An 18,513-nucleotide genomic window follows, 5' to 3' on the forward strand; every position below is an offset into this window, starting at 1 on the left:
CTTGCCGGTCACCCCGCCAGAACATGCCGTTGCTTTCAATACCGGGTGGGGCAATAGTGGGTTCGGGAACTTCGGGTTTGCGAATTCGGGGAACAACAACTTCGGGATCGGGTTGACCGGGGATAACCAGATCGGGTTCGGGGGCTGGAACAGCGGTAGCGGGAATGTGGGGTTGTTCAACTCCGGGTCGGGCAATATCGGGTTCTTCAATTCCGGGACGGGTAATTTCGGGATCGGCAACTCGGGCAGTTTCAACACCGGGATCGGCAACACCGGCACGACGAACACGGGGTTGTTCAACTCGGGTGGGTTCAACACCGGGTGGGGTAACGCGGGGAGTTACAACACCGGCGGGTTCAACGCCGGAAGCTTCAATACCGGCTCCTTCAACCCGGGCGATACCAACACCGGGGACTTCAACACCGGTGACACCAACACCGGCGTCGGTAACACCGGCAACATCAACACCGGCGCATTCATCTCCGGTAATGAAAGCAACGGCATGTTCTGGCGGGGTGACCGGCAAGGCTTGATGGCCGCCGACTACACCCTGACCATCCCCGAAATCCCGCTAACCCTCGGCGGCGGCGGCGGCATCCTCCGACTCCCCGTCACCGGCCAAATCAGCGCGTTGAGCGTCAATCCCTTCTCCGTTCACGCGGTGGGCGGTGGCGCGATTCCGGTCAATCTCGACATCACCGTCGACGCGGATACGCAAGGCTTCGATATCGAGGTCGACGTTCCCAGCCCGTTCCCCAATTTCAGCATTCCGGTGTCAGGGTTGCCGATTCAGTTGACGATTCCGCTGCGTTCTGAACTGGCTGCGTTCCAAATCCCGCGCATCACCGTCGCGGCGATCCCGCTGAACCTCACCGTGGGTGGCAGCACAACGTTCCTCGATGTGAATCTCGGCGGCTCGGTCGGCCCCATCACCGTGCCGGTCATCCATCTGTCTCCGATGCCTGGTTTCGGAAACAGCACCAGCGCGCCGTCGTCGGGATTCTTCAACTCCGGCGAAGGCGGCGCATCGGGCTTCGGCAACATCGGCGAGATCATCTCCGGGTACTGGAACGTCGGCTCCTTCGTCTCGGGATTCGAAAACTACGGCGGCCGCCTTCTGTCCGGCCTCACCAACCTGGGCAGTGCCATCTCGGGCGTCAGCAATACCAGCGCCCTCGACCTCGCGATAGCCAGCGTCATCTCCGGCGTCGGAAACCTTGGCCACCAACTGTCCGGCCTGTTCTTGAGCGGCAGCGTGCCGTAAGAGGCTCGTCAAGTAGGGTTCCCCACGGGAAGGGAGGTTGCTCATGGGAATCCTGGACAAGGCCAAAGATCTGCTGGCGCAGAATGCCGACAAGGTGGAAACGGTCATCACCAAAGCCGGCGAAGTCATCGACGAGAAGACGCAGGGCAAGTACACCGACACCATCCACAAGGTGCAAGAGCAGGTGAGGAAAGCCGCCGGCCCGGGCCCAGCCGGCACCCAAGGCGACCAGTCGAACTGAGCACATGGCGAAACTCTCCGGATCCATCGACGTCCCGCTGCCACCGGAAGTGGCCTGGACCCACGCGTCGGACCTCTCCCGCTACCGGGAGTGGCTGACGATCCACAAGGTGTGGCGCAGCAAGCTGCCCGAGACCCTGGAAAAGGGCACCGTCCTCGAGTCCTATGTCGAGGTCAAGGGCATGACCAATCGGATCAAGTGGACCATCGTGCGGTACAAGCCGCCGGAAGGGATGACGCTCAACGGCGACGGTGTCGGCGGCGTGAAGGTCAAGCTGATCGCCAAAGTCGCCCCGAAAGACGCGGGCGCGGTGGTCAGCTTCGATGTCCATCTCGGTGGGCCCGCCCTGTTCGGGCCCATCGGCATGGTCGTCGCCGCCGCGCTGCGCACCGACATCCGCGATTCTCTGCACAACTTTGTCCGGGTGTTCGCGCGCCCCGATCCCGGCATGAACGGCGATCGGGTCGTAAATCGCTGATCTCCGCATCGGATCGCCGATGAGTTTTGTGGTCGAACCGGGTCGATATCTGCGGACCCTGACAACGGCCACGAACCAAGGAGATCAACGTGCCCATTCGTGACGACGCCCCGCTGGGGGCGCCCTGCTGGATCGACCTGACCACGTCCGACGTCGATCGCGCCCAAGAGTTCTACGCCGCGGTGTTCGGCTGGACGTACGAGTCCGCCGGCCCTGAGTACGGCGGCTACATCAACGTCGCAAAAGACGGCCGTCCCGTCGCCGGGATGATGGCCAACAACCCCGAGTGGCAGGCACCGGACAACTGGGCCACCTACTTCCGCACCGACGACATCAACGCCACCAGCGCGGCCATCGGCCCGGCCGGCGGTTCGGGATGCATAGACCCGATGGAGATCCCCGCCAAGGGCTTCATGAGCGTCGCGGCCGACCCGTCCGGAGCGTCCTTCGGGTTATGGCAGCCGCTGGAACACCACGGCTTCGAGCTGATCGGGGAGGCCGGTGCGCCGGTGTGGCACCAACTGACCACGCGCGACTACCGCGCCGCCATCGACTTCTACCGCGAAGTGCTGGGCTGGCGTACCGAGTCGGAGTCGGACACCGACGAGTTCCGATACACCACAGCGTGGTTTGGTGACCAGCAGTTGCTCGGCGTGATGGACGGCTCGGCGATTCTTCCTCCGGACGTGCCATCGCAGTGGAGTATTTTCTTCGGTGCCGACGACGTGGACAAGGCATTGCAGGTGATCACCGACCACGGGGGCGCCATAGTGCGCGGCGCCGAGGACACCCCGTACGGACGCCTTGCCGCGGCGACCGACCCGACGGGTGTCGCCTTCAACCTGTCCTCGCTGCAGTCCTGAAGGCGCTAATCTCGCAGCCATGACTAGCCGCCTGCGACCCGGTTGGCTGGTGGCCCTGTTCGCCGCGATCTTGGCCATCAGCACGTGGCTGCCGTGGCTGAAGGGCAAGGAAAAAGGGGGTTGGGTCAGCGCCATCGGGGGCGCCCACGGCAGCCTGGAGCCCCCGCACGGGTTCGGGGCCGGTCAGCTGATCGTCTTGCTGGCCTCCACCCTCATCGTGGCCGGCGCACTGGTGGGCCGCGGCCTGTCGCTGCGGGGCGCTTCGGTTGCGGCGCTGATCATTTCGCTGCTCATCATCGGGCTGACGGTGCTGTACTACAAAAGCAACGTCAACCCGCCGACGATTTCGGTCGATTATGGGATGTACGTCGGAGTGGTCAGCGCCGCACTGGCGGCCGTGTCCTCGCTGTGGGCGGTGGTGGCGGCGCTATTCGGGGGCCGCTCGGGGCCATGACGCCTCGGTACGGCCCGGTGGGTCAGGACGACGGAAACTCGTGCTTGCCGGACACTGTGCCGGGGGGTTCGTTGCATCCGTAGACGAAGGGTGCGATGACGACTTCGCGGCCGTCTGGGTCGCGGTAGGTGAGGGCTCCCGTCGCTTCCCAGTACGGGTGCTGTTCCACGGGTTGGATCTGGGCCTGTTGCAGGCGGGAGATCGCCGCTTGCTGTGCCTCTCGGTCCGGGAAGTAGAGCACAAGCTGGTCATGGTGGTCCAACGGCACCGGGTCGACCGATTCGACGATCTCCATCGTCAGGTTCCAGCTGGGCAGGCCGAAGATCGCTCCGTTGCTGCCGTAACTTTCGCCGAACGTTTCGAACAGCGGCAGTCCAACCAGTTCACGGTAGAAGCGCACCGTCTCACCGAAATTCGCCGAACGACGGGCAAATCGGATGGCGCCGATGGGCGCCAGGTGCGGTGGCCAGTGGGTGGTCCGACGGGCGGGGTACACGGTTGGTCCTCCTCACCGAGCCTGCGTCCTGGCAGGCCGCTACTCGTACTTTCCCTGCTGGATTACCGGCTCTTCGAGTGGTCCCAGCGCCGCACCTCGCCTCCGGGCACCCACGTCGCGTGGGTGCCGCTGCAAATGCGTTCCGGCAGGCGCAGTTTGCATACGGGGACGTCGCCGACGCGTGCGGCGTCGAAGACGAGGCAGTACGAGGCGTCGTCGTTCATGTCCGTGGTCAGCGTGACCAGGTACCCGTCGTCCTCCGCAGTGCTGCCCACCCGCGGAGCCATCGCCGCTTCGCTGCCGAAGACGCCTTCGCCCAACGCATAGCGTTCCTCGCTGCCGGTGAGCAGATCGTGCTTGACCAGACCGTCGAACAGGAACCAGCCCGGCTCGCCCGACGCGGCATAGGTGTAGCGGTATTTAGAGGTCGCGTAGTCCGCGTTGATAACGCCGAATTCCGTGATGGACTCGGACAGTCGCTCCTCCTTGACCGCGCCGGTGACCAGGTTGAGCCGCCACCGGTGCAGCCGGGCATCCATGCGATCCAGCGCCAGGAAGCGAAACAGCTTCTCCCACTTGCCGGCTGGCCCGGCGCCGCTTTTCAGGGGCTGGGGTGAGCCTTCGAAGAAGCCGTCGAGCACGATCTCGTCGCCCTCTTCGTAGGCGTTGGTGAAGTGCAGCACATACGTCGGGTCGGCTTCGAACCAGCGGATGTCGGCGGAGTCGCCGCGACGCGGGATCACCGCGAACCGGGACGGCATGTCCGGGTAATAGCGCGGCAGGTGCAGATCGTGCTCGAGCAGCTGGGGATCCCAGAACAACGGAAAGTCGTTGAGGATTGCGTAGTTTTCGGTGAACGCCATGTCGTGCGGCAGCCGTGGTCCGGGCAGCGGGATGTCGACGTAGTGGACCAGGTCGTTGTTCTCGTCGACCACACCGTAGTGCATGTACGGGGCCTGCTTGCTGTAGTTGAAGAACAGCAGCTCCCCAGTCTTGTTGTCGACCTTGGGATGTGCCGAAACACCCCAGTCGGAGGGGAAGCGCCCGTTCCAAGTCTCCTTGCCCAGCATGTCGGCCGAATACGGGTCGACCCGGTAGAGATCACCGCACTGGTAGAAGCTGGTGAGCGCGACCCCGCGGTGCACGATGACGTCGGTGCTCGAGGCGTCCTTCATCAGCGTCCGAGCGCCCCAACCCTTTTCGCGCTTGGCGAGTTGGATCGGTTCGGCCAGGCCGGGCCACAGTGGCCCGCCTTCCTCGTTTTCGGCCAGGAACCCGTCGGTCTTGACAAAGCGGTTGCGGTAGAAGGCCTTTCCGTCGCGGAAACCGACGATGTGCAGCATGCCGTCGCCGTCGAACGGGTGATAGGTCTGAAACGCCGGGTGCAGCGGGTTCTCGGTGTTGCGCAGATACACACCGTCGAGGTCGGCCGGGATCTCGCCCTCCACGGCGACGAGGTTGTCGGCGTCCCATTCGGTGGTCTGCGGCCGCCAGGGACCGGTCCGGTATGGGTGGTCGTCGTCGTCGGGCAGGGTGGACAGGTACTTGCCGACGACTGCCACGTCTGTCTGGAAACTCATCTCACGAACCTTCGGGAGTGCTGACTACAAAGCTGACCGTGGTGGCTGTGCTGCCACCGAAGTTGAGTGTGCCGAACTTCTTCGCGCCGGGAACCTGGTAGTCGCCGGCCGAGTCGCTGACCTGCTTGGCCGCGTCCAGCAGCATGCGCACTCCCGAAGCTCCGACCGGGTGGCCGCCGCCGATCAGCCCGCCACTCGGGTTGATCGGCAGTCGCCCGCCGATCTCGATCTCACCGTTCTCGATCGCTTTCCAGGATTCGCCGGGTCCGGTGAGCCCGATGTGGTCGATGGCCAGGTACTCGCTGGGGGTGAAGCAGTCGTGCACCTCGAATCCGTGAACGTCGTCCAGGGTCGCCTGCGCCCGACGCAGGGCGTCGAGGACCGCGGCGCGCACGTGCGGCAGTACATACGGGTCGTCCGCCGCGCGATCGAGTTTCTGCCGCAGTCCAAGTCCGACGGTGCGGTGCCCCCAACCGTCGATGCGGCCGATCGGCCGGGCGTCGGGGTTGTCCCGCAGGTAGGCATCGTTGACCAGCACGACACCCGCGCCGCCGTCGGTCATCTGGCTGCAGTCGTAGCGGCGCAACCGGCCTTCGGTGACGGGGTTCGTCGCGTCGTCGTCGCTGATGGGGGCGGGAATGGACCAGGTCCGCGTCTGGGCGTTGGGGTTGCGCCGCGCGTTGGCGAAGTTGAGCTGCGCGATGGCGCGCAGGTGGGCGCCGTCCAACCCGTAGCGGCGGTCGTATTCGTCGGCGACCTGCGAGAACATCGACGGCCACAGATAGCGGGCCTCCGCGCCCTCGTGTCCGGTCCAGGCCGCCGCGCCCAAATGCTGCGCGCCGAGGTCGCCGGGGACGGTCTTTTCCAGTTCGACGCCGACGACGAGCGCGCTGTCGTAGGCGCCCGAGCGCAGGTCGGCCATGGCCGCCAGCACGGCCACGCTGCCCGATGCGCACGCGGCTTCGTGCCGGGAGGCCGGGGTGTCCCACAGCTGGTCGCAGACGGTGGCGGGCATGGCGCCGAGGTGGCCCTGCCTGGCGAACATCTCGCCGAACGCGTTGGCGACGTGCACGACGCCGATTTGCGCGGCGTTCACCCGAGCCGCGGTCAGTGTTTCCTCGACGACCTCTGCGGTCAACGCCGCGAAGTCGCGGTTTTCCTTGCTGAGATTGCGTGCGAAGTCACTCTGGTATCCCCCCAGAATCCACACGCCAGTTGAGCCGTTCATAGGCCGCACGGTACTCGGGTCGCTTGACTCAGGTGGAATAAGGGCAGCCGGAAAAGCCCGGAAATGGGCGGTCCCGTCGGCTCTCGGGCTGAACCGACGGGACCTGGGTGTGCGCGCTGGCCGGCCAACGCGCTCACCTCCGTTGCTGCATTGCCACCGGCTGCGTTTGACAAACATGTCTGGCGATACCTGTGGCGATAGTCATTGAATGTCGCACTTGATCAGTCGTCAGACGCCGAGCCGGCGATGAGGACGACCAGCGAGCGACCCTCGACCTTGACCGAGGTTCCGCAGCCCACCGCGTCCGCGCTTGACGGCACGCCGCCGGGGGTGGTGCTGTCGATCACCGGTGTCCACTCCTGGCCGAATTGCTCTGGGGGAAGAGTGAATTCGATGGTTTCGTGGTGGGCGTTGAACAACAGGACGAAAGAGTCGTCGGTGATGCGCTGGCCGCGCTGGTCGCGATCGGAAACGCCCAACCCATTGAGGTACACCGCAATAGACTTGCCGAACCCGGCATCCCAGTCCTCGTCGTTCATCTCCGAGCCGTCTGGCCTGAACCAGGAGATGTCGGGCAATCCCTCGGCACCCCGGTGCCGCACCGGACGGCCACTGAAGAACCGGCGCCGTCGGAAAATGGGATGCTCGGCCCGCAAACCGGACACCGCCTGGGTGAACTCGAGCAAGTCGGCGTCGACCTTTTCCCAATCAATCCAGGTGATTTCGTTGTCCTGGCAGAAGCCGTTGTTGTTGCCGCCCTGGGTACGTCCGAGTTCATCGCCGTGGCACAGCATGGGCACGCCTTGGGACAACAGCAATGTCGCAATGAAATTGCGTTGCTGACGAGCACGAAGCTCGTTGACGGCCGGGTCGTCGGTAGGGCCTTCGGCGCCGCAGTTCCAGGACCTGTTGTGGCTCTCGCCGTCGTTGTTGTCCTCACCGTTGGCTTCGTTGTGTTTTTCGTTGTAGGACACCAGATCACGCAGGGTGAACCCGTCATGTGCGGTCACGAAATTGATCGAGGCCACCGGTCGGCGGGCGGTGCTTTCATACAGATCGGCCGATCCGGTCAGCCGGGAAGCGAACTCACCCAAGCTCGCATCCTCGCCGCGCCAGAAATCGCGCACGGTGTCACGGTATTTGCCGTTCCATTCCGTCCACTGCGGTGGGAAGTTCCCCACTTGATAGCCGCCAGGTCCCACATCCCACGGTTCGGCGATCAGTTTCACCTGGCTGACGATGGGGTCTTGCTGCACCAATTCGAAGAACGCGGACAGTCGGTCAACGTCGTAGAACTCCCGCGCCAATGTTGCTGCGAGGTCGAACCGGAATCCGTCGACATGCATCTCGGTGACCCAGTACCGCAACGAGTCCATAATCAGCTGCAACGAATGCGGGTGTCCGACATTGAGGCTGTTACCGGTGCCGGTGTAGTCCATGTAGTAACGCTTGTCGTCGTCGACCAGTCGGTAGTAGGCGCTGTTGTCGATTCCGCGCATGCAAATGGTCGGTCCCATGTGGTTGCCCTCGGCGGTGTGGTTGTAGACGACGTCGAGGATCACTTCGATGCCCGCCTCGTGCAGCGCGCGGACCATGGTCCTGAACTCTTGCACCTGCCCGCCCGGAGTGGCCGACGCCGAGTATTTGGTGTCGGGGGCGAAGAACCCGATCGTGTTGTAACCCCAGTAGTTCGACAGGCCCTTGTCGACGAGTGTCGAATCGTTGGCGAAGTGGTGTACCGGCATCAACTCGATGGCAGTGATACCGAGGTTGTGTAGATGGTCGATGATCACGGGTTCCGCGATGCCGGCATAGGTGCCCCGCAGTCGCTCCGGAATGTCGGGGTGCCGATACGTGAGACCTTTGACGTGCGTTTCGTAGATGACGCTGTCGGCGTACTCGTGTTGGGGCGGCCGGTCGACTCCCCAGTCGAAGTACGGGTTGATCACGACGCACTTGGGCATGCGGGCCGCCGAGTCGTCGTCGTTGCGGCTGTCCGGATCGCCGAAGTTGTAGCTGAACAGCGACTGGTCCCACTCGAAGAAGCCGTCGATGGCCTTGGCGTAGGGGTCCAGCAGCAGCTTGTTCGGGTTGCACCGGTGCCCGGCGGCGGGGTCATAGGGGCCGTGGACGCGGTAGCCGTAGCGCTGGCCCGGTTCCACGTCGGGCAGAAAGCCGTGCCATACGAAGCCGTCCACTTCGGGAAGTGGGACGCGGGTTTCGGTGCCGTCAGCGTCGAACAGGCACAGTTCGACTCGTTCGGCGACCTCACTGAACAACGCGAAGTTCGTGCCCGATCCGTCGTACGTCGCGCCTAGGGGGTAGGCCTTTCCACGCCAAACCTCCGTGCCTGCGGTCTGTGGGCGATCGTCAGCCATCTACATCACTCCATGTGTTTCGGCACAGCGCGAGGGCAACCGTGGAATTAGAAGGTCCAGCACAAACACCGGGCTGGTGCTGAAGAAGGTTCCCCGGCAAAGGTCCGATGAAACCGTGATGTCGACGGCTTGGAAGGGTGTGTTCGGCCTACGACGCCGCGAGGTCGGTCCGCCGATCCGCGTCGATCGTGGTGAGGGCTTCGCGTTCCGAACTCGCGGTGGGCAGCGTCGCCTTCGGGTCGCCCACCTGCAAGAGCCTCTTGACGGCCGGGCTGGTGACTATGGCCCAGGCCCTCCGTTCGGCGCGGCACAAGCTGTCGACCGCGCGAAGCACGAAAAGTCCTCTGGCGCAGAGGAAGTCGACCTCGCTGAGGTTGAGGATCAGGCCAGGGGCATCGCTGGCGAACCGATGGGCGTATTCGAAGAACCGGTCGATGTTGGTGGCGTCGACCTCGCCGGTGATGTGTACGACGGTGATCTCGTCCCTGCAGTACGCGCGCATCGTCGCGCCGTTGCAGTAGACGGTGCAACTGCCGGCGTGCGTCGTGAGACTACGAGGAGGTGCGTGCGGAGAAAGCGGAGCGATCATCGCTGAAGCTCTTTTCGATCGGTCAGGAAACCTACGGGCTCGATGCGCCAGTCGAACCAGAAGCTGCAACCAAGTGCACGGGCAGCGCATCTTCGGCTGTGAGTTTTCAACCGCATCTACGAGGCTAGTCCACGCTCCGTGATACAGACAGCCATACCTCTGACCAGCATTGATTCAATGCGAATGGTTCGTGGCTCCCTGACCGGGCGGCGGTTTGTGGATCACGACTACTGTGGGCTTGCGCTGGGGTTGGTCCTCGTCTTGTCCCGCAGTCTCGGTTGTCTTGCCGGGGCCGGGGCCGCCGATCCCGCCGCGCGCGGCCAGGGATGCCAGGGCCATCCCACCGAGCAGGCCGGCGGGGGCTCCGCTCAGGTCCGGCGCGACGGTGCCCCCGCCGGGACCCGCGCTCACACCGGGAAGTGATTCGACCGCGAGCCGGATCTCGGGGGCCGCCACGGTCCAACTGTGTGGCACCGCCAAGCCGCCAACCAAAGCAGCGTGGCCCACCGCAGCGGATGCGGCGCTCCCGCCCGCGGTTGGCGTTGCCAGCGGGTCGTCCCGCGTAGCACTGAGGGTCTGAGTCGGTACCAGAGTGCCGGGGTCGGTGTGCCCTGGCGCACCCGGCGGAATGATCCAGGGCCTAGCCGTGTTCACGACGGCCATGGCCAAGCTCGCGGACCCGATGAGCGCGATGTAGATACCGGCGACGTCCAACTGTTCGATCGGCGCGGGCAGGCCCAGGGCGGAGAACAACGCGTCCAACGCTCCCGCCGGCGCCGGGAGCTCCGGCGTGTCCGCGGGCAGGGGCCAGGTGGGGTTAGTTGCTTCACCCAGTGCAGCCTGCGCTCCTGTCGCTGCGTCGTGGCCGGCACCGGCGCCGACAGCGGCGGCATGGGCCGCTGAGCCCGGATCGGCCGTCTGCGCCGGTTGGGCAAAAGGTGTCAGGGTAGATGCGGCCGCCGAGGCCGCGGCGTAGGCGAACATGACCGCCGCGTCCTGCGCCCACATCTCGGCGTACTCAGCTTGGATGGTTTCGATTGCCGGGGTGTTCTGTCCCAACACGTTCGTCGCAACCATTGCCATCAGCTGTTCGCGGTTGGCTGCGATCAGTGGCGGCGGCACGATCTGCGCCAAGGCCGCGTCAAATGCTGCTGCGGCCGCCCGTGCTTGATTCGCCGTTTGCTCGGCCACGGCCGCGGCGGCACTGAGCCACACCGCGTAAGGGGTGGCCGCGGCTGCCATCGCTGCCGATGCCGGACCCAGCCACGATTCGATCGCCAGCCCCGAAATCACCGACCCATACGAGGCCGCAGAGGAATTCAGTACCGCGGCCAGTCCTTCCCAGGCGTTTGCGGCGGCCAGCATCGACCCCGCTCCCGGACCCGTATAGATGCGGCCAGAGTTAACCTCGGGCGGTAAGAGACCGAAGTCCATCTCAAACGGACCTTCCTCACTGGGCCGCGATCGCATGGGCGGCCTTGGCGGTGGCGCTAGAACCGCCCCTGGCTACCGGGGTCGCTACGAAGATGTCATGCTTCGCCTTGGCCCGCACGCTGACTGCCGGGTAGTGCTCCAATTTCTCAGCCGCTGCCGCCCACTTCCGTGGGTTGGTGACCGCCAACGACATGGGCCTCCAATCGGACGGCATTGGCCGATCTTGCACGCTAACCGAACCGCTTGTCTGGTAAGGGATTTAGACTCATCGATATTTTTGGTCCCCAACTAGGGGGCCCCGATCAGCCAGACCCGAGAGCGACGGTCAGCTCGAGAATCGTTTGTGGATCGTTGAGTCGGTCGCCGTAGAGCTTGCGCAACTGGGTCATGCGATAGCGCACGGTCTGCGCGTGGACGAAGAGGTCGGCGGCGACCGCCTCCCGACGGCCCTGATGCAACACCCAGGATCGAAGGGTTTCGGTGAGCCTGTCGGCCGTGTTCGGCGGCAACTCGGCAAGGGGTGCCAGCGCGCGGGCGCGTAGGTCGTCGGCGGCCTCGCGATCCGCGCCGAGCACGAGCTCGACGAGGTGATCGTCGGTGTCGACTGGCGTTGCCTGACCGATCACGCTGGGCTCCAACAGGTCTCGTGCCCGCAGCGCGCGACGGTAGGACGACCGCACCTCCATCCAGGGCCGGGCCGGCCCCACCAGCGCGGCGCGACCGGAGAGTGCCGACAGCAGAGCGGCACGCCGCGACGTACCCGTCATGTCGGGGATGAGTAACACCGAGAGCGAATCGGCCACGTCGACTCCGGGCAGGTCCTCGGACAGTTGCAGCGTCGATTGGCCGAAGCGGGCGGCCAGCCCCCGTGTCTGGGCCGATGGGATCAGCACCGCCGTGAGTGTTTCGGGTGGCTGCCAACTTGCCTTGTCGGCGCTGGCGAGCAAGGTCGCGGCGGGCTCGCCGGCCAGCAGATCCAGGGTGAGCCGATCGAGGTAGCGCTGGCGGACCCGCCCGGTGGTAGCCAGTTCATCGGTGTGCCCCGACGCGCTGGCGGCGGAAAGTTCGTCGATATAGGCGAACACCAATTCGGCGAACTTGGCGATCGTCGGGGCGGGCAGCCCGGCTTCGACGACGGTCGTCGACATCTGTCTCCAGGCCACGCGCGCCCCCACCCGGTAGGCCGAGAGCAACGCATCGATCGACCGGCCCTGCCGGGCTTCCCCGCGGCCCAGCTCGTAGGCGCCGTCGAGCGCGGGAGACAGCGGCGGTCCAGGGTCGGAGCCGTGTGCCCGGGTAACCAGCCGCAAAAATGCGCCCAAAGACGTCTGCACGGCGTTCTCGATGTTCTGGCCCATCCGCCCGCTGAACGCGTCCGCGTAGCTCGGCACTTCGAGTGTGATCGCGGTCACGGTTCGCTCGGCCATGGCAGGCAAGATCTCCTCCAGGGCCTTGACCACGGCATCGTCGAGCTGAAATCCAGCCACACGGAGCGACGGGTCAGGCAAAACTATTCCCTTCGAACAAATCAGAGCCAGATTTTCACCCGGTACAGTCAAGACTTTACATCTCTGGACAACAAACATAGGGGTATGACGACTGTGACGCCGCCGGCGGCAACGCGCCCCGCCTTTGTCGGGGCGCTGCGAGACCGGATGGTCAGGTTTGCTGAGCGGGTCACCGTTTCGCTGACGACGCCGCTTGTGCCCGCCGACTATCTCGACCTCATCGACCCGCTGCGCGACGGCACCAATCTGCGCGGGCGCATCGTCGCGATTCATCCCGAAACCCGAGACGCCGCGACGTTGGTGATCAAGCCCGGCCGCGGGTGGCGCCCACACGTGCCCGGCCAATACATCCGCCTCGGCGTGGATGTCGACGGTGTGCGGCAGTGGCGTGCTTACTCCCTGACCTCCAAGGTCAATCGACACGATGGCTGCATCGCAATCACCGTCAAAGCCATCCCGGACGGTGTGGTGAGTAATTACCTGGTTCGGCGTGCGACCGTGGGAGCGCTGGTACACCTCGACCAGGCCGCGGGCGACTTCACCCTCGGCGACCAGCCCCCGCGCAAGATCCTTTTCCTCACCGCAGGCAGCGGCATCACCCCGGTGATGGGGATGCTGCGTAACCTGAGCGGTGCCGGGGAGCAGGCGCCAGACATCGTGGTCGTGCATTCCGCGCCCACGATCGAAGATTTCATTTTTCGGGGCGAACTGCGCATGATGGCCCGCCAAGGTCGAATCCGGTTGGTGGAGAAGCACACTGACATCGACGGCATGCTCGACGTGGCGCGCATCGCGGATGTCGTCGACGACTTCGCCGAACGCGAGACGTGGGCTTGCGGCCCAACCGGTTTGCTCGATGCCGTCGAGCAACGGTGGGCCGTGGACGGGATCGCCGACCGCTTGCACACCGAGCGATTCCGGCCAACCGTCATCACCCCCGGCGACGGCGGCACCGTGACCTTTACCAAGACGGGCACCGTCGTCGATGCCGACGGCGCTCAGACACTGCTCGACGCGGGCGAGCGCGCCGGGGTGCTGATGCCCTCCGGCTGCCGGATGGGCATCTGCTTTGGGTGCGTCACCCCGCTAAGGCAAGGCGCCGTCCGCGATCTGCGCAACGGCGACATCACCACCGCAACCCCCGGCGACGGCGTCAAGATCCAGACCTGCGTGTCAGCCGCCGCCGGTGCTTGCGAACTCGAACTGTAAGGAGGGGACATGACCAGTGCTGACCCGACCGCCCACCTGTCCGACGAGGACATCGAAAACCTCGGTCGCGAAATCGACGCCATCCGGCAGCAGGTGATCGCCAGCCGTGGCGAGCGCGACGCGGCGTACATCCGCAGCGTGATCACCGGCCAGCGCAGGCTCGAACTGGCCAGCCGCGCGGTATTGCTCTTTTCGTTGTTCCCGCCCGCCTGGCTGGTGGGCACCGCTGGCCTGTCGATCTCCAAGATCGTGGAGAACATGGAGATCGGGCACAACGTGATGCACGGTCAATGGGATTGGATGCGCGATCCCAAGATTCACTCGACCACCTGGGAGTGGGACAACGCCTCGCCGTCGGAGATGTGGAAGCACTCGCACAACGAGGTGCACCACAACTACACGAATGTGCTTGGTAAGGACAATGATCTGGGCTACGGCATCATGCGGGTCGACGAGAACCAGCGCTGGAAGCCGTTCTACATTGCCCAGCCGTTGTGGAACTTCATCAATGCCTGCTTGTTCCAATACGGCATCGCCGCCTACGACCTGGAAATCGGCAAGTACCTGAAGGGGCGCTCGGACAAGGACGAGTTCCGCCGGCAGGGCAAGAAGGTGCTCGCCAAGGTGCGTAAGCAGGCGATGCGCGACTACGTGGTGCATCCGCTGTTGTCGGGGCCTTCGGCGGTGACGACGTTGACCGCCAACCTCACCGCCAACCTGGTGCGCAACCTCTGGACGCACTCCGTCATCATGTGCGGGCACTTCCCCGAGGGTGTGGAGACGTTCGAGAAGACCTCCATCGAAGGGGAGACCCGCGGCCAGTGGTATCTGCGCCAGATGCTGGGTTCGGCCAACATCCGCGGAAATGCGTTCCTGCACTTCATGACTGGGAACCTGTCGTTCCAGATCGAGCACCACCTGTTCCCGGACCTGCCCAGCAACCGCTACCAGGAGGTCGCTCCGAAGGTGCAGGACATCTTCGAGCGGTACGGCCTGACCTACACCACCGGTTCGCTGCCGCGCCAAGTTGCATCGGCGTGGAAGACGGTCTTCAAGCTGTCGCTGCCAAACGACTTTGGGCGCAAGGCATCTGAGGCCATTACGGGGGCGATCCAACCCGCGGCGATCAAGGACGCGATCTTCGCCCGGTCGGCCCGGCCGTCGCGTTCAAAGCAGGCAGCCTGAGCCGGCCAATCGGCACCCTGCTACGGCAGGGCATCGCCCGATGACTCGGCTTTCCAATCGCTGAACGTGGCGAGCAGCCGCTGGCGGAAGTCGTCGTCGAGTTCGTCGGCGGAGACGCGCCCCAGGGTGTTGATGGTGGTGCGGAATTGTTCGACATAGTGCTCGCAGCCGTCGCATTCACCCAGGTGCGCCTCGAAGCGACTTCGCACGGCCGGATCCAGCGTCCCTTCGAGATAATCCGTGACCAGTTCGACGAGTTCGTCGCAGTCCATGGATGCAGACGTCATGGTTGTGCCCCTAGGTAGTCCTCGAGTTCCTGACGCACCGCGGCCCGGCCACGATGTAGCAGCACCCGCTGATTGGCCGCCGTGATACCCAGCGTCGCGCACACCTCTTCGGAGCTGAACCCAAGTACGTCCCGCAGGCTCACCACCACTCGCTGGGTTTCGGGAAGTTTGTGCAGTGCCTTGTTGGCGATCGCGGTCAGTTCGGCGCCGAGGACCGAGCCCTCGGGAGTATCGGGGAATGGGGTGGGTGGCTCCTTCCAGTGTCCCGGGTAGGGATCGTTGCGGTCGCGGAACCGACTCGGGTCGACGGTGCCGCCGCTCGTCGCGCGTATCGCGATGTCGGCTTGGCGTTGCTCGCTGACGCCGTGCTTCTTGGCGATGTTGATCAAGATGCCGAAGATCCAGGTGCGCAACGACGAACGCCCCTCGAATCGGGAAATGCTGCGCAGCACCGCGATCCACGTTTCCTGGACGACCTCCTCGGCCAGTTCGCGGCTCGGGACATAACTGCGGGCCAGCCGCAACATCGAAGACCCGTGCAGGTCAACAAGTTCGGCGAATACGCCGGCATCACCGTCGCGCAGTCGGACGACCAACGACTCGGCTTCGGTTCCGACCGGCTGGTCCATGTTGGCGTCCCGACGGTGAGCAAGGAACGGATTGGCAACGCACACTGCCGCCCACCGGATGGGGGGCGGCATGTGTCCGCAGAGCACTTTACCGCGCTGTGGCCCGCACGGCTCGCAGGCTGTCGGCCAAGGTCCACAGCGACACACCGAGCAGGGCGGCGTCCTTGATCAAGAAGCCGCCGAGGTCCGACAAGGCGGGGAAGCCGCCGGCCGCGGACGCGAAGACGCCCGGGGTGGTGAACATGAAACTCAATGTGGCGACGAACAATCCGACCGCGATGACGCTCCCCACCGCCGATGCCGCCGGCTTCCACGGCTTGATGGCGATCAATGCTGCCGTTGTCAGTTCAAGAATGCCGAGCAGCCTGGAGAACGTGGTGACCGAGAAGATGTTGTAGAGCCAGCTCATCAGCGGGCTGTGCGCGACGAGGGGCTGAATCCCGTGCGCTTCGTAGCTGGTGAACTTCATGGCGCCGATCCACGCGATCACGACCACCAGTCCATACCGTGCGGCAAGGTGGCCTGCGCGCGAGATGGAGGCTTCGAGTGACGCGACGCGGCTGCTGAAGGTGAGAGTTTGCGACGACATGATGCGGTCCCTTACGAGTTGGATGTGTTCGCTTCATGAGTGGGTGTCGCGTTGACCCGCAAGCGTTACAAACTCCTACGAGGGATTTCAGCGACGCGCGTCACACTCTGGTCAAGGGGCCTCACGGCCTGCGCGGGTCGAAGATGTCCAGGGCATGGGCGCATCCGTTTTCGTAGCGCGACCGGTCGGCTTTCTTCAGTGGCGCCCACCAGGGCGCCTGGAACAGCTCCACCACTTTGACAAGTTCGCCCGAGTAGCCCGACGCGTGCAGGACCCCATTGGCCGCGTAGCGCCCGCCCTCGTTCGCGCCCTCCATCGTGGTGACGTTCTGGTCGGTCTTGATCCATTCGCCGGCCAGAAAGAGGTTGTCGATGGCGGTCGTGGCAGACGGGCGGCGGTTCCAGGAGCCGGGGTCCTGGATGAACAGCGGCTCGTTGTTGCGGACGTTGGGAGTGCCCGAGTCGATGATCGCCGGGTCCAGGAACCAGGAGTGCAGCATGGAGTCGTCGAGGACCTTGTCGGTGTCGTTGAGGTGGGCCTTGATCTGGGCCCATGCCTCGCGGGCGATCTCTTCCGGAGTGCAGTCCCTGGCGCTCTTGCCGTTGAAGTTGCCCGGCGTCGTCCAGTCCGAAATGATCGCCGACAAGCAATCTTTCACCGTGCCGTCGCCGTAGGTGGTCAGACTCCGCTTCCAGAACTGCTCCTCGCTGATCGAGGTGATCGCCCAGCCGGAGTCGACGTAGTTCGCATGACCCTTGGTGACGTCGACTCGCTTCTTGAGGTAGAACATGAGCCCGTTCATCCACTCCGTGCGCAACTGGGCCACGTTCGCCAGTTGTGGATCGGCGGCGATCACGTCGGGTGTCAGCACTGCTGCGAGCTTCTCGCAGGGAATCGCCGAGACGTAGTAGTCGGCCTGCACTTGGTGGGGTATGCCGAAAGCGTCGGTGACGGTGGCGGATTCGATGTGTTGGCCGTTCGGGGTCAATCGCGACAAGGCTTGGCCGATGAAAAATGTGACTCCTTGATTGCGCAGATGGTCGACCCAGGGGTCGAGCCACTGCGAGCTCGACGGCCCGTTCAGCACTCGGTCGAATCCCTTGCCGTCCGTGTCGTTTCCGAACATCAGGATCGACCACACCGAGGCTTCGCCGACCAGTCCGATCGAATGTGCGCTGGCGTCACGGGATTTGGACGCGGCGAGGTTGCGGATGATGCCGTCGGCGAGATAGCGGTTGTATTCGGGGGACTTGTGACCGGCGCCGATGTAGTCCTCCCACGTCATGTTTTCCCACTGGCCAAGCTTGCGTTCGTTGCAGCTGGTGACGTAGACCGCGAGTTTCTGCGCTGCGTAGACGGCCTCGAATGGGGGCAGTCGGAACAGCGTTTCGAAGACGGTGGTGACCGATTCGATGAAGGCCTTGGGGGTGATCGGATTCGGCACTGTCGGGAGGGGAAACGGCAGCGGTATGGTCAGGTCGGCGCGCCCAAGGCCGGAGTGGAGATACGATGTGGCGCGCGTCAGGTTCTCCCACGTGCCTCTGGCGTTGCCGGGAAACGGGATGCGTCGCATCGTGTCGGTGACGTTGCGATAGAACCCCGGAAAGAATCGGAAGCCGTGTTCGGCGGGCAACGGCGCCGCGCCTGAGTTGGGCACGGGGATCGAACGGGCCTTGCCGCCAATTGCTTTGCGTTCGTAGACCGTCACGCTGAAGCCGCGATCGACGAGTTCGTGTGCCGCCGTCAGCCCCGCGATCCCGGCGCCGAACACGACGACCGACTTGCCCGGCGCGGCACGGGCGGATGGCCGCGGCAGCGCTGTTAGGGCAGCCGCGGTGCCTGCCGTAGCCGTCCCCACCAGAAAGGACCGACGCGCCATTGGATGGCGGTGGCGATCGCTAAGTTAACGGAGATTCCGGTCAACGATGGTGCAACACACCCAAGACGGGTTTGCAAGCTGCGATGGAACTAACGGACCGCCGAGTTTGTGGCTCGGGGTTCTTTGCGCGAGATAGCTGACTGGCTTAGCCTTGATCCACCGATGAATTGGCTGGTTGTCGGGGTGTCGGAATGAAGAAAGTGCCCTCTGAGCTGGAAAGAT

Annotated in this window: 18 protein-coding genes and 1 pseudogene; 7 read left to right on the forward strand and 12 right to left on the reverse strand. The window is 64.5% G+C overall.

What is annotated here, in order from left to right; genetic code table 11:
- From BST27_RS26735 to BST27_RS26755, 5 genes and pseudogenes are all read left to right on the forward strand, one after another.
- Nucleotides 1-1,264 (forward strand): annotated as a pseudogene (locus tag BST27_RS26735) (PPE family protein); the annotation flags it as partial.
- A gap of 43 nt (nucleotides 1,265-1,307) precedes the next feature.
- A complete protein-coding gene (locus tag BST27_RS26740; protein WP_069422360.1) occupies nucleotides 1,308-1,505 on the forward strand; it encodes an antitoxin in 198 nt (65 codons plus the stop codon).
- 4 nt (nucleotides 1,506-1,509) lie between these two features.
- Nucleotides 1,510-1,983 (forward strand): type II toxin-antitoxin system Rv0910 family toxin, encoded by a 474-nt coding sequence (locus BST27_RS26745; protein ID WP_069422361.1) that lies wholly within the window; start codon nucleotides 1,510-1,512, stop codon nucleotides 1,981-1,983.
- 89 nt (nucleotides 1,984-2,072) lie between these two features.
- On the forward strand, nucleotides 2,073-2,846 hold the full coding sequence (locus tag BST27_RS26750) for a VOC family protein (RefSeq protein ID WP_069422362.1): 774 nt from the start codon (nucleotides 2,073-2,075) through the stop codon (nucleotides 2,844-2,846).
- Between the two features lie 19 nt (nucleotides 2,847-2,865).
- Nucleotides 2,866-3,300 (forward strand): hypothetical protein, encoded by a 435-nt coding sequence (locus BST27_RS26755; RefSeq protein WP_069422363.1) that lies wholly within the window; start codon nucleotides 2,866-2,868, stop codon nucleotides 3,298-3,300.
- Nucleotides 3,301-3,322: 22 nt separating this feature from the next.
- Here BST27_RS26755 and BST27_RS26760 read toward each other — a convergent pair whose 3' ends face one another.
- From BST27_RS26760 to BST27_RS26790, 8 genes are all read right to left on the reverse strand, one after another.
- Nucleotides 3,323-3,796 (reverse strand): VOC family protein, encoded by a 474-nt coding sequence (locus BST27_RS26760; RefSeq protein ID WP_069422364.1) that lies wholly within the window; start codon nucleotides 3,794-3,796, stop codon nucleotides 3,323-3,325.
- A gap of 62 nt (nucleotides 3,797-3,858) precedes the next feature.
- A complete protein-coding gene (locus tag BST27_RS26765) occupies nucleotides 3,859-5,376 on the reverse strand; it encodes a carotenoid oxygenase family protein (RefSeq protein WP_069422365.1) in 1,518 nt (505 codons plus the stop codon).
- A 1-nt stretch (nucleotide 5,377) separates the two neighbouring features.
- Nucleotides 5,378-6,604 carry an acetyl-CoA acetyltransferase gene (locus tag BST27_RS26770; protein WP_069422366.1) on the reverse strand — a complete coding sequence of 409 codons (1,227 nt, stop codon included), beginning with the start codon at nucleotides 6,602-6,604 and terminating at the stop codon, nucleotides 5,378-5,380.
- Between the two features lie 221 nt (nucleotides 6,605-6,825).
- Nucleotides 6,826-8,982, reverse strand: coding sequence for a glycogen debranching protein GlgX (gene glgX, locus BST27_RS26775; RefSeq protein WP_069422367.1), 2,157 nt, complete (start codon nucleotides 8,980-8,982; stop codon nucleotides 6,826-6,828).
- A gap of 148 nt (nucleotides 8,983-9,130) precedes the next feature.
- Nucleotides 9,131-9,571 (reverse strand): STAS domain-containing protein, encoded by a 441-nt coding sequence (locus BST27_RS26780; RefSeq protein WP_170062374.1) that lies wholly within the window; start codon nucleotides 9,569-9,571, stop codon nucleotides 9,131-9,133.
- Between the two features lie 174 nt (nucleotides 9,572-9,745).
- The gene (locus BST27_RS26785) at nucleotides 9,746-11,005 is read right to left on the reverse strand and encodes a PPE family protein (RefSeq protein WP_079220040.1); all 1,260 of its coding nucleotides are present in this window, start codon (nucleotides 11,003-11,005) and stop codon (nucleotides 9,746-9,748) included.
- 16 nt (nucleotides 11,006-11,021) lie between these two features.
- Entirely contained in the window at nucleotides 11,022-11,219 is a 198-nt protein-coding gene (locus tag BST27_RS31805) for a hypothetical protein (RefSeq protein ID WP_139805394.1), read from the reverse strand.
- Between the two features lie 88 nt (nucleotides 11,220-11,307).
- Nucleotides 11,308-12,513: a PucR family transcriptional regulator gene (locus BST27_RS26790; RefSeq protein ID WP_232007459.1), complete on the reverse strand. Its 1,206-nt coding sequence runs from the start codon at nucleotides 12,511-12,513 to the stop codon at nucleotides 11,308-11,310.
- Nucleotides 12,514-12,597: 84 nt separating this feature from the next.
- Here BST27_RS26790 and BST27_RS26795 point away from each other — a divergent pair, with 84 nt between their 5' ends.
- Together BST27_RS26795 and BST27_RS26800 are read left to right on the forward strand one after the other, a co-directional pair.
- Nucleotides 12,598-13,722 carry a ferredoxin reductase gene (locus BST27_RS26795; RefSeq protein ID WP_139805395.1) on the forward strand — a complete coding sequence of 375 codons (1,125 nt, stop codon included), beginning with the start codon at nucleotides 12,598-12,600 and terminating at the stop codon, nucleotides 13,720-13,722.
- Nucleotides 13,723-13,731: 9 nt separating this feature from the next.
- Nucleotides 13,732-14,907 carry a fatty acid desaturase family protein gene (locus BST27_RS26800; RefSeq protein WP_079220042.1) on the forward strand — a complete coding sequence of 392 codons (1,176 nt, stop codon included), beginning with the start codon at nucleotides 13,732-13,734 and terminating at the stop codon, nucleotides 14,905-14,907.
- Nucleotides 14,908-14,927: 20 nt separating this feature from the next.
- On the opposite strand, the gene BST27_RS26805 is transcribed toward BST27_RS26800, so the two are convergent.
- From BST27_RS26805 to BST27_RS26820, 4 genes are all read right to left on the reverse strand, one after another.
- Nucleotides 14,928-15,194 (reverse strand): anti-sigma factor family protein, encoded by a 267-nt coding sequence (locus tag BST27_RS26805; RefSeq protein ID WP_232007460.1) that lies wholly within the window; start codon nucleotides 15,192-15,194, stop codon nucleotides 14,928-14,930.
- Nucleotides 15,191-15,823, reverse strand: coding sequence for an RNA polymerase sigma factor (locus BST27_RS26810; protein ID WP_069422370.1), 633 nt, complete (start codon nucleotides 15,821-15,823; stop codon nucleotides 15,191-15,193). Before BST27_RS26810 ends, BST27_RS26805 begins: the two co-directional genes overlap by 4 nt.
- A gap of 88 nt (nucleotides 15,824-15,911) precedes the next feature.
- Nucleotides 15,912-16,412, reverse strand: a complete 501-nt coding sequence (locus tag BST27_RS26815) for a YkgB family protein (RefSeq protein WP_069422371.1) — start codon at nucleotides 16,410-16,412, stop codon at nucleotides 15,912-15,914.
- A 121-nt stretch (nucleotides 16,413-16,533) separates the two neighbouring features.
- The gene (locus tag BST27_RS26820; RefSeq protein WP_069422372.1) at nucleotides 16,534-18,291 is read right to left on the reverse strand and encodes a hydroxysqualene dehydroxylase; all 1,758 of its coding nucleotides are present in this window, start codon (nucleotides 18,289-18,291) and stop codon (nucleotides 16,534-16,536) included.
- Between the last annotated feature and the right edge of the window lie 222 nt (nucleotides 18,292-18,513).

Origin of the sequence: Mycobacterium intermedium, assembly GCF_002086275.1 — a bacterium.
Lineage (GTDB): Bacteria > Actinomycetota > Actinomycetes > Mycobacteriales > Mycobacteriaceae > Mycobacterium > Mycobacterium intermedium.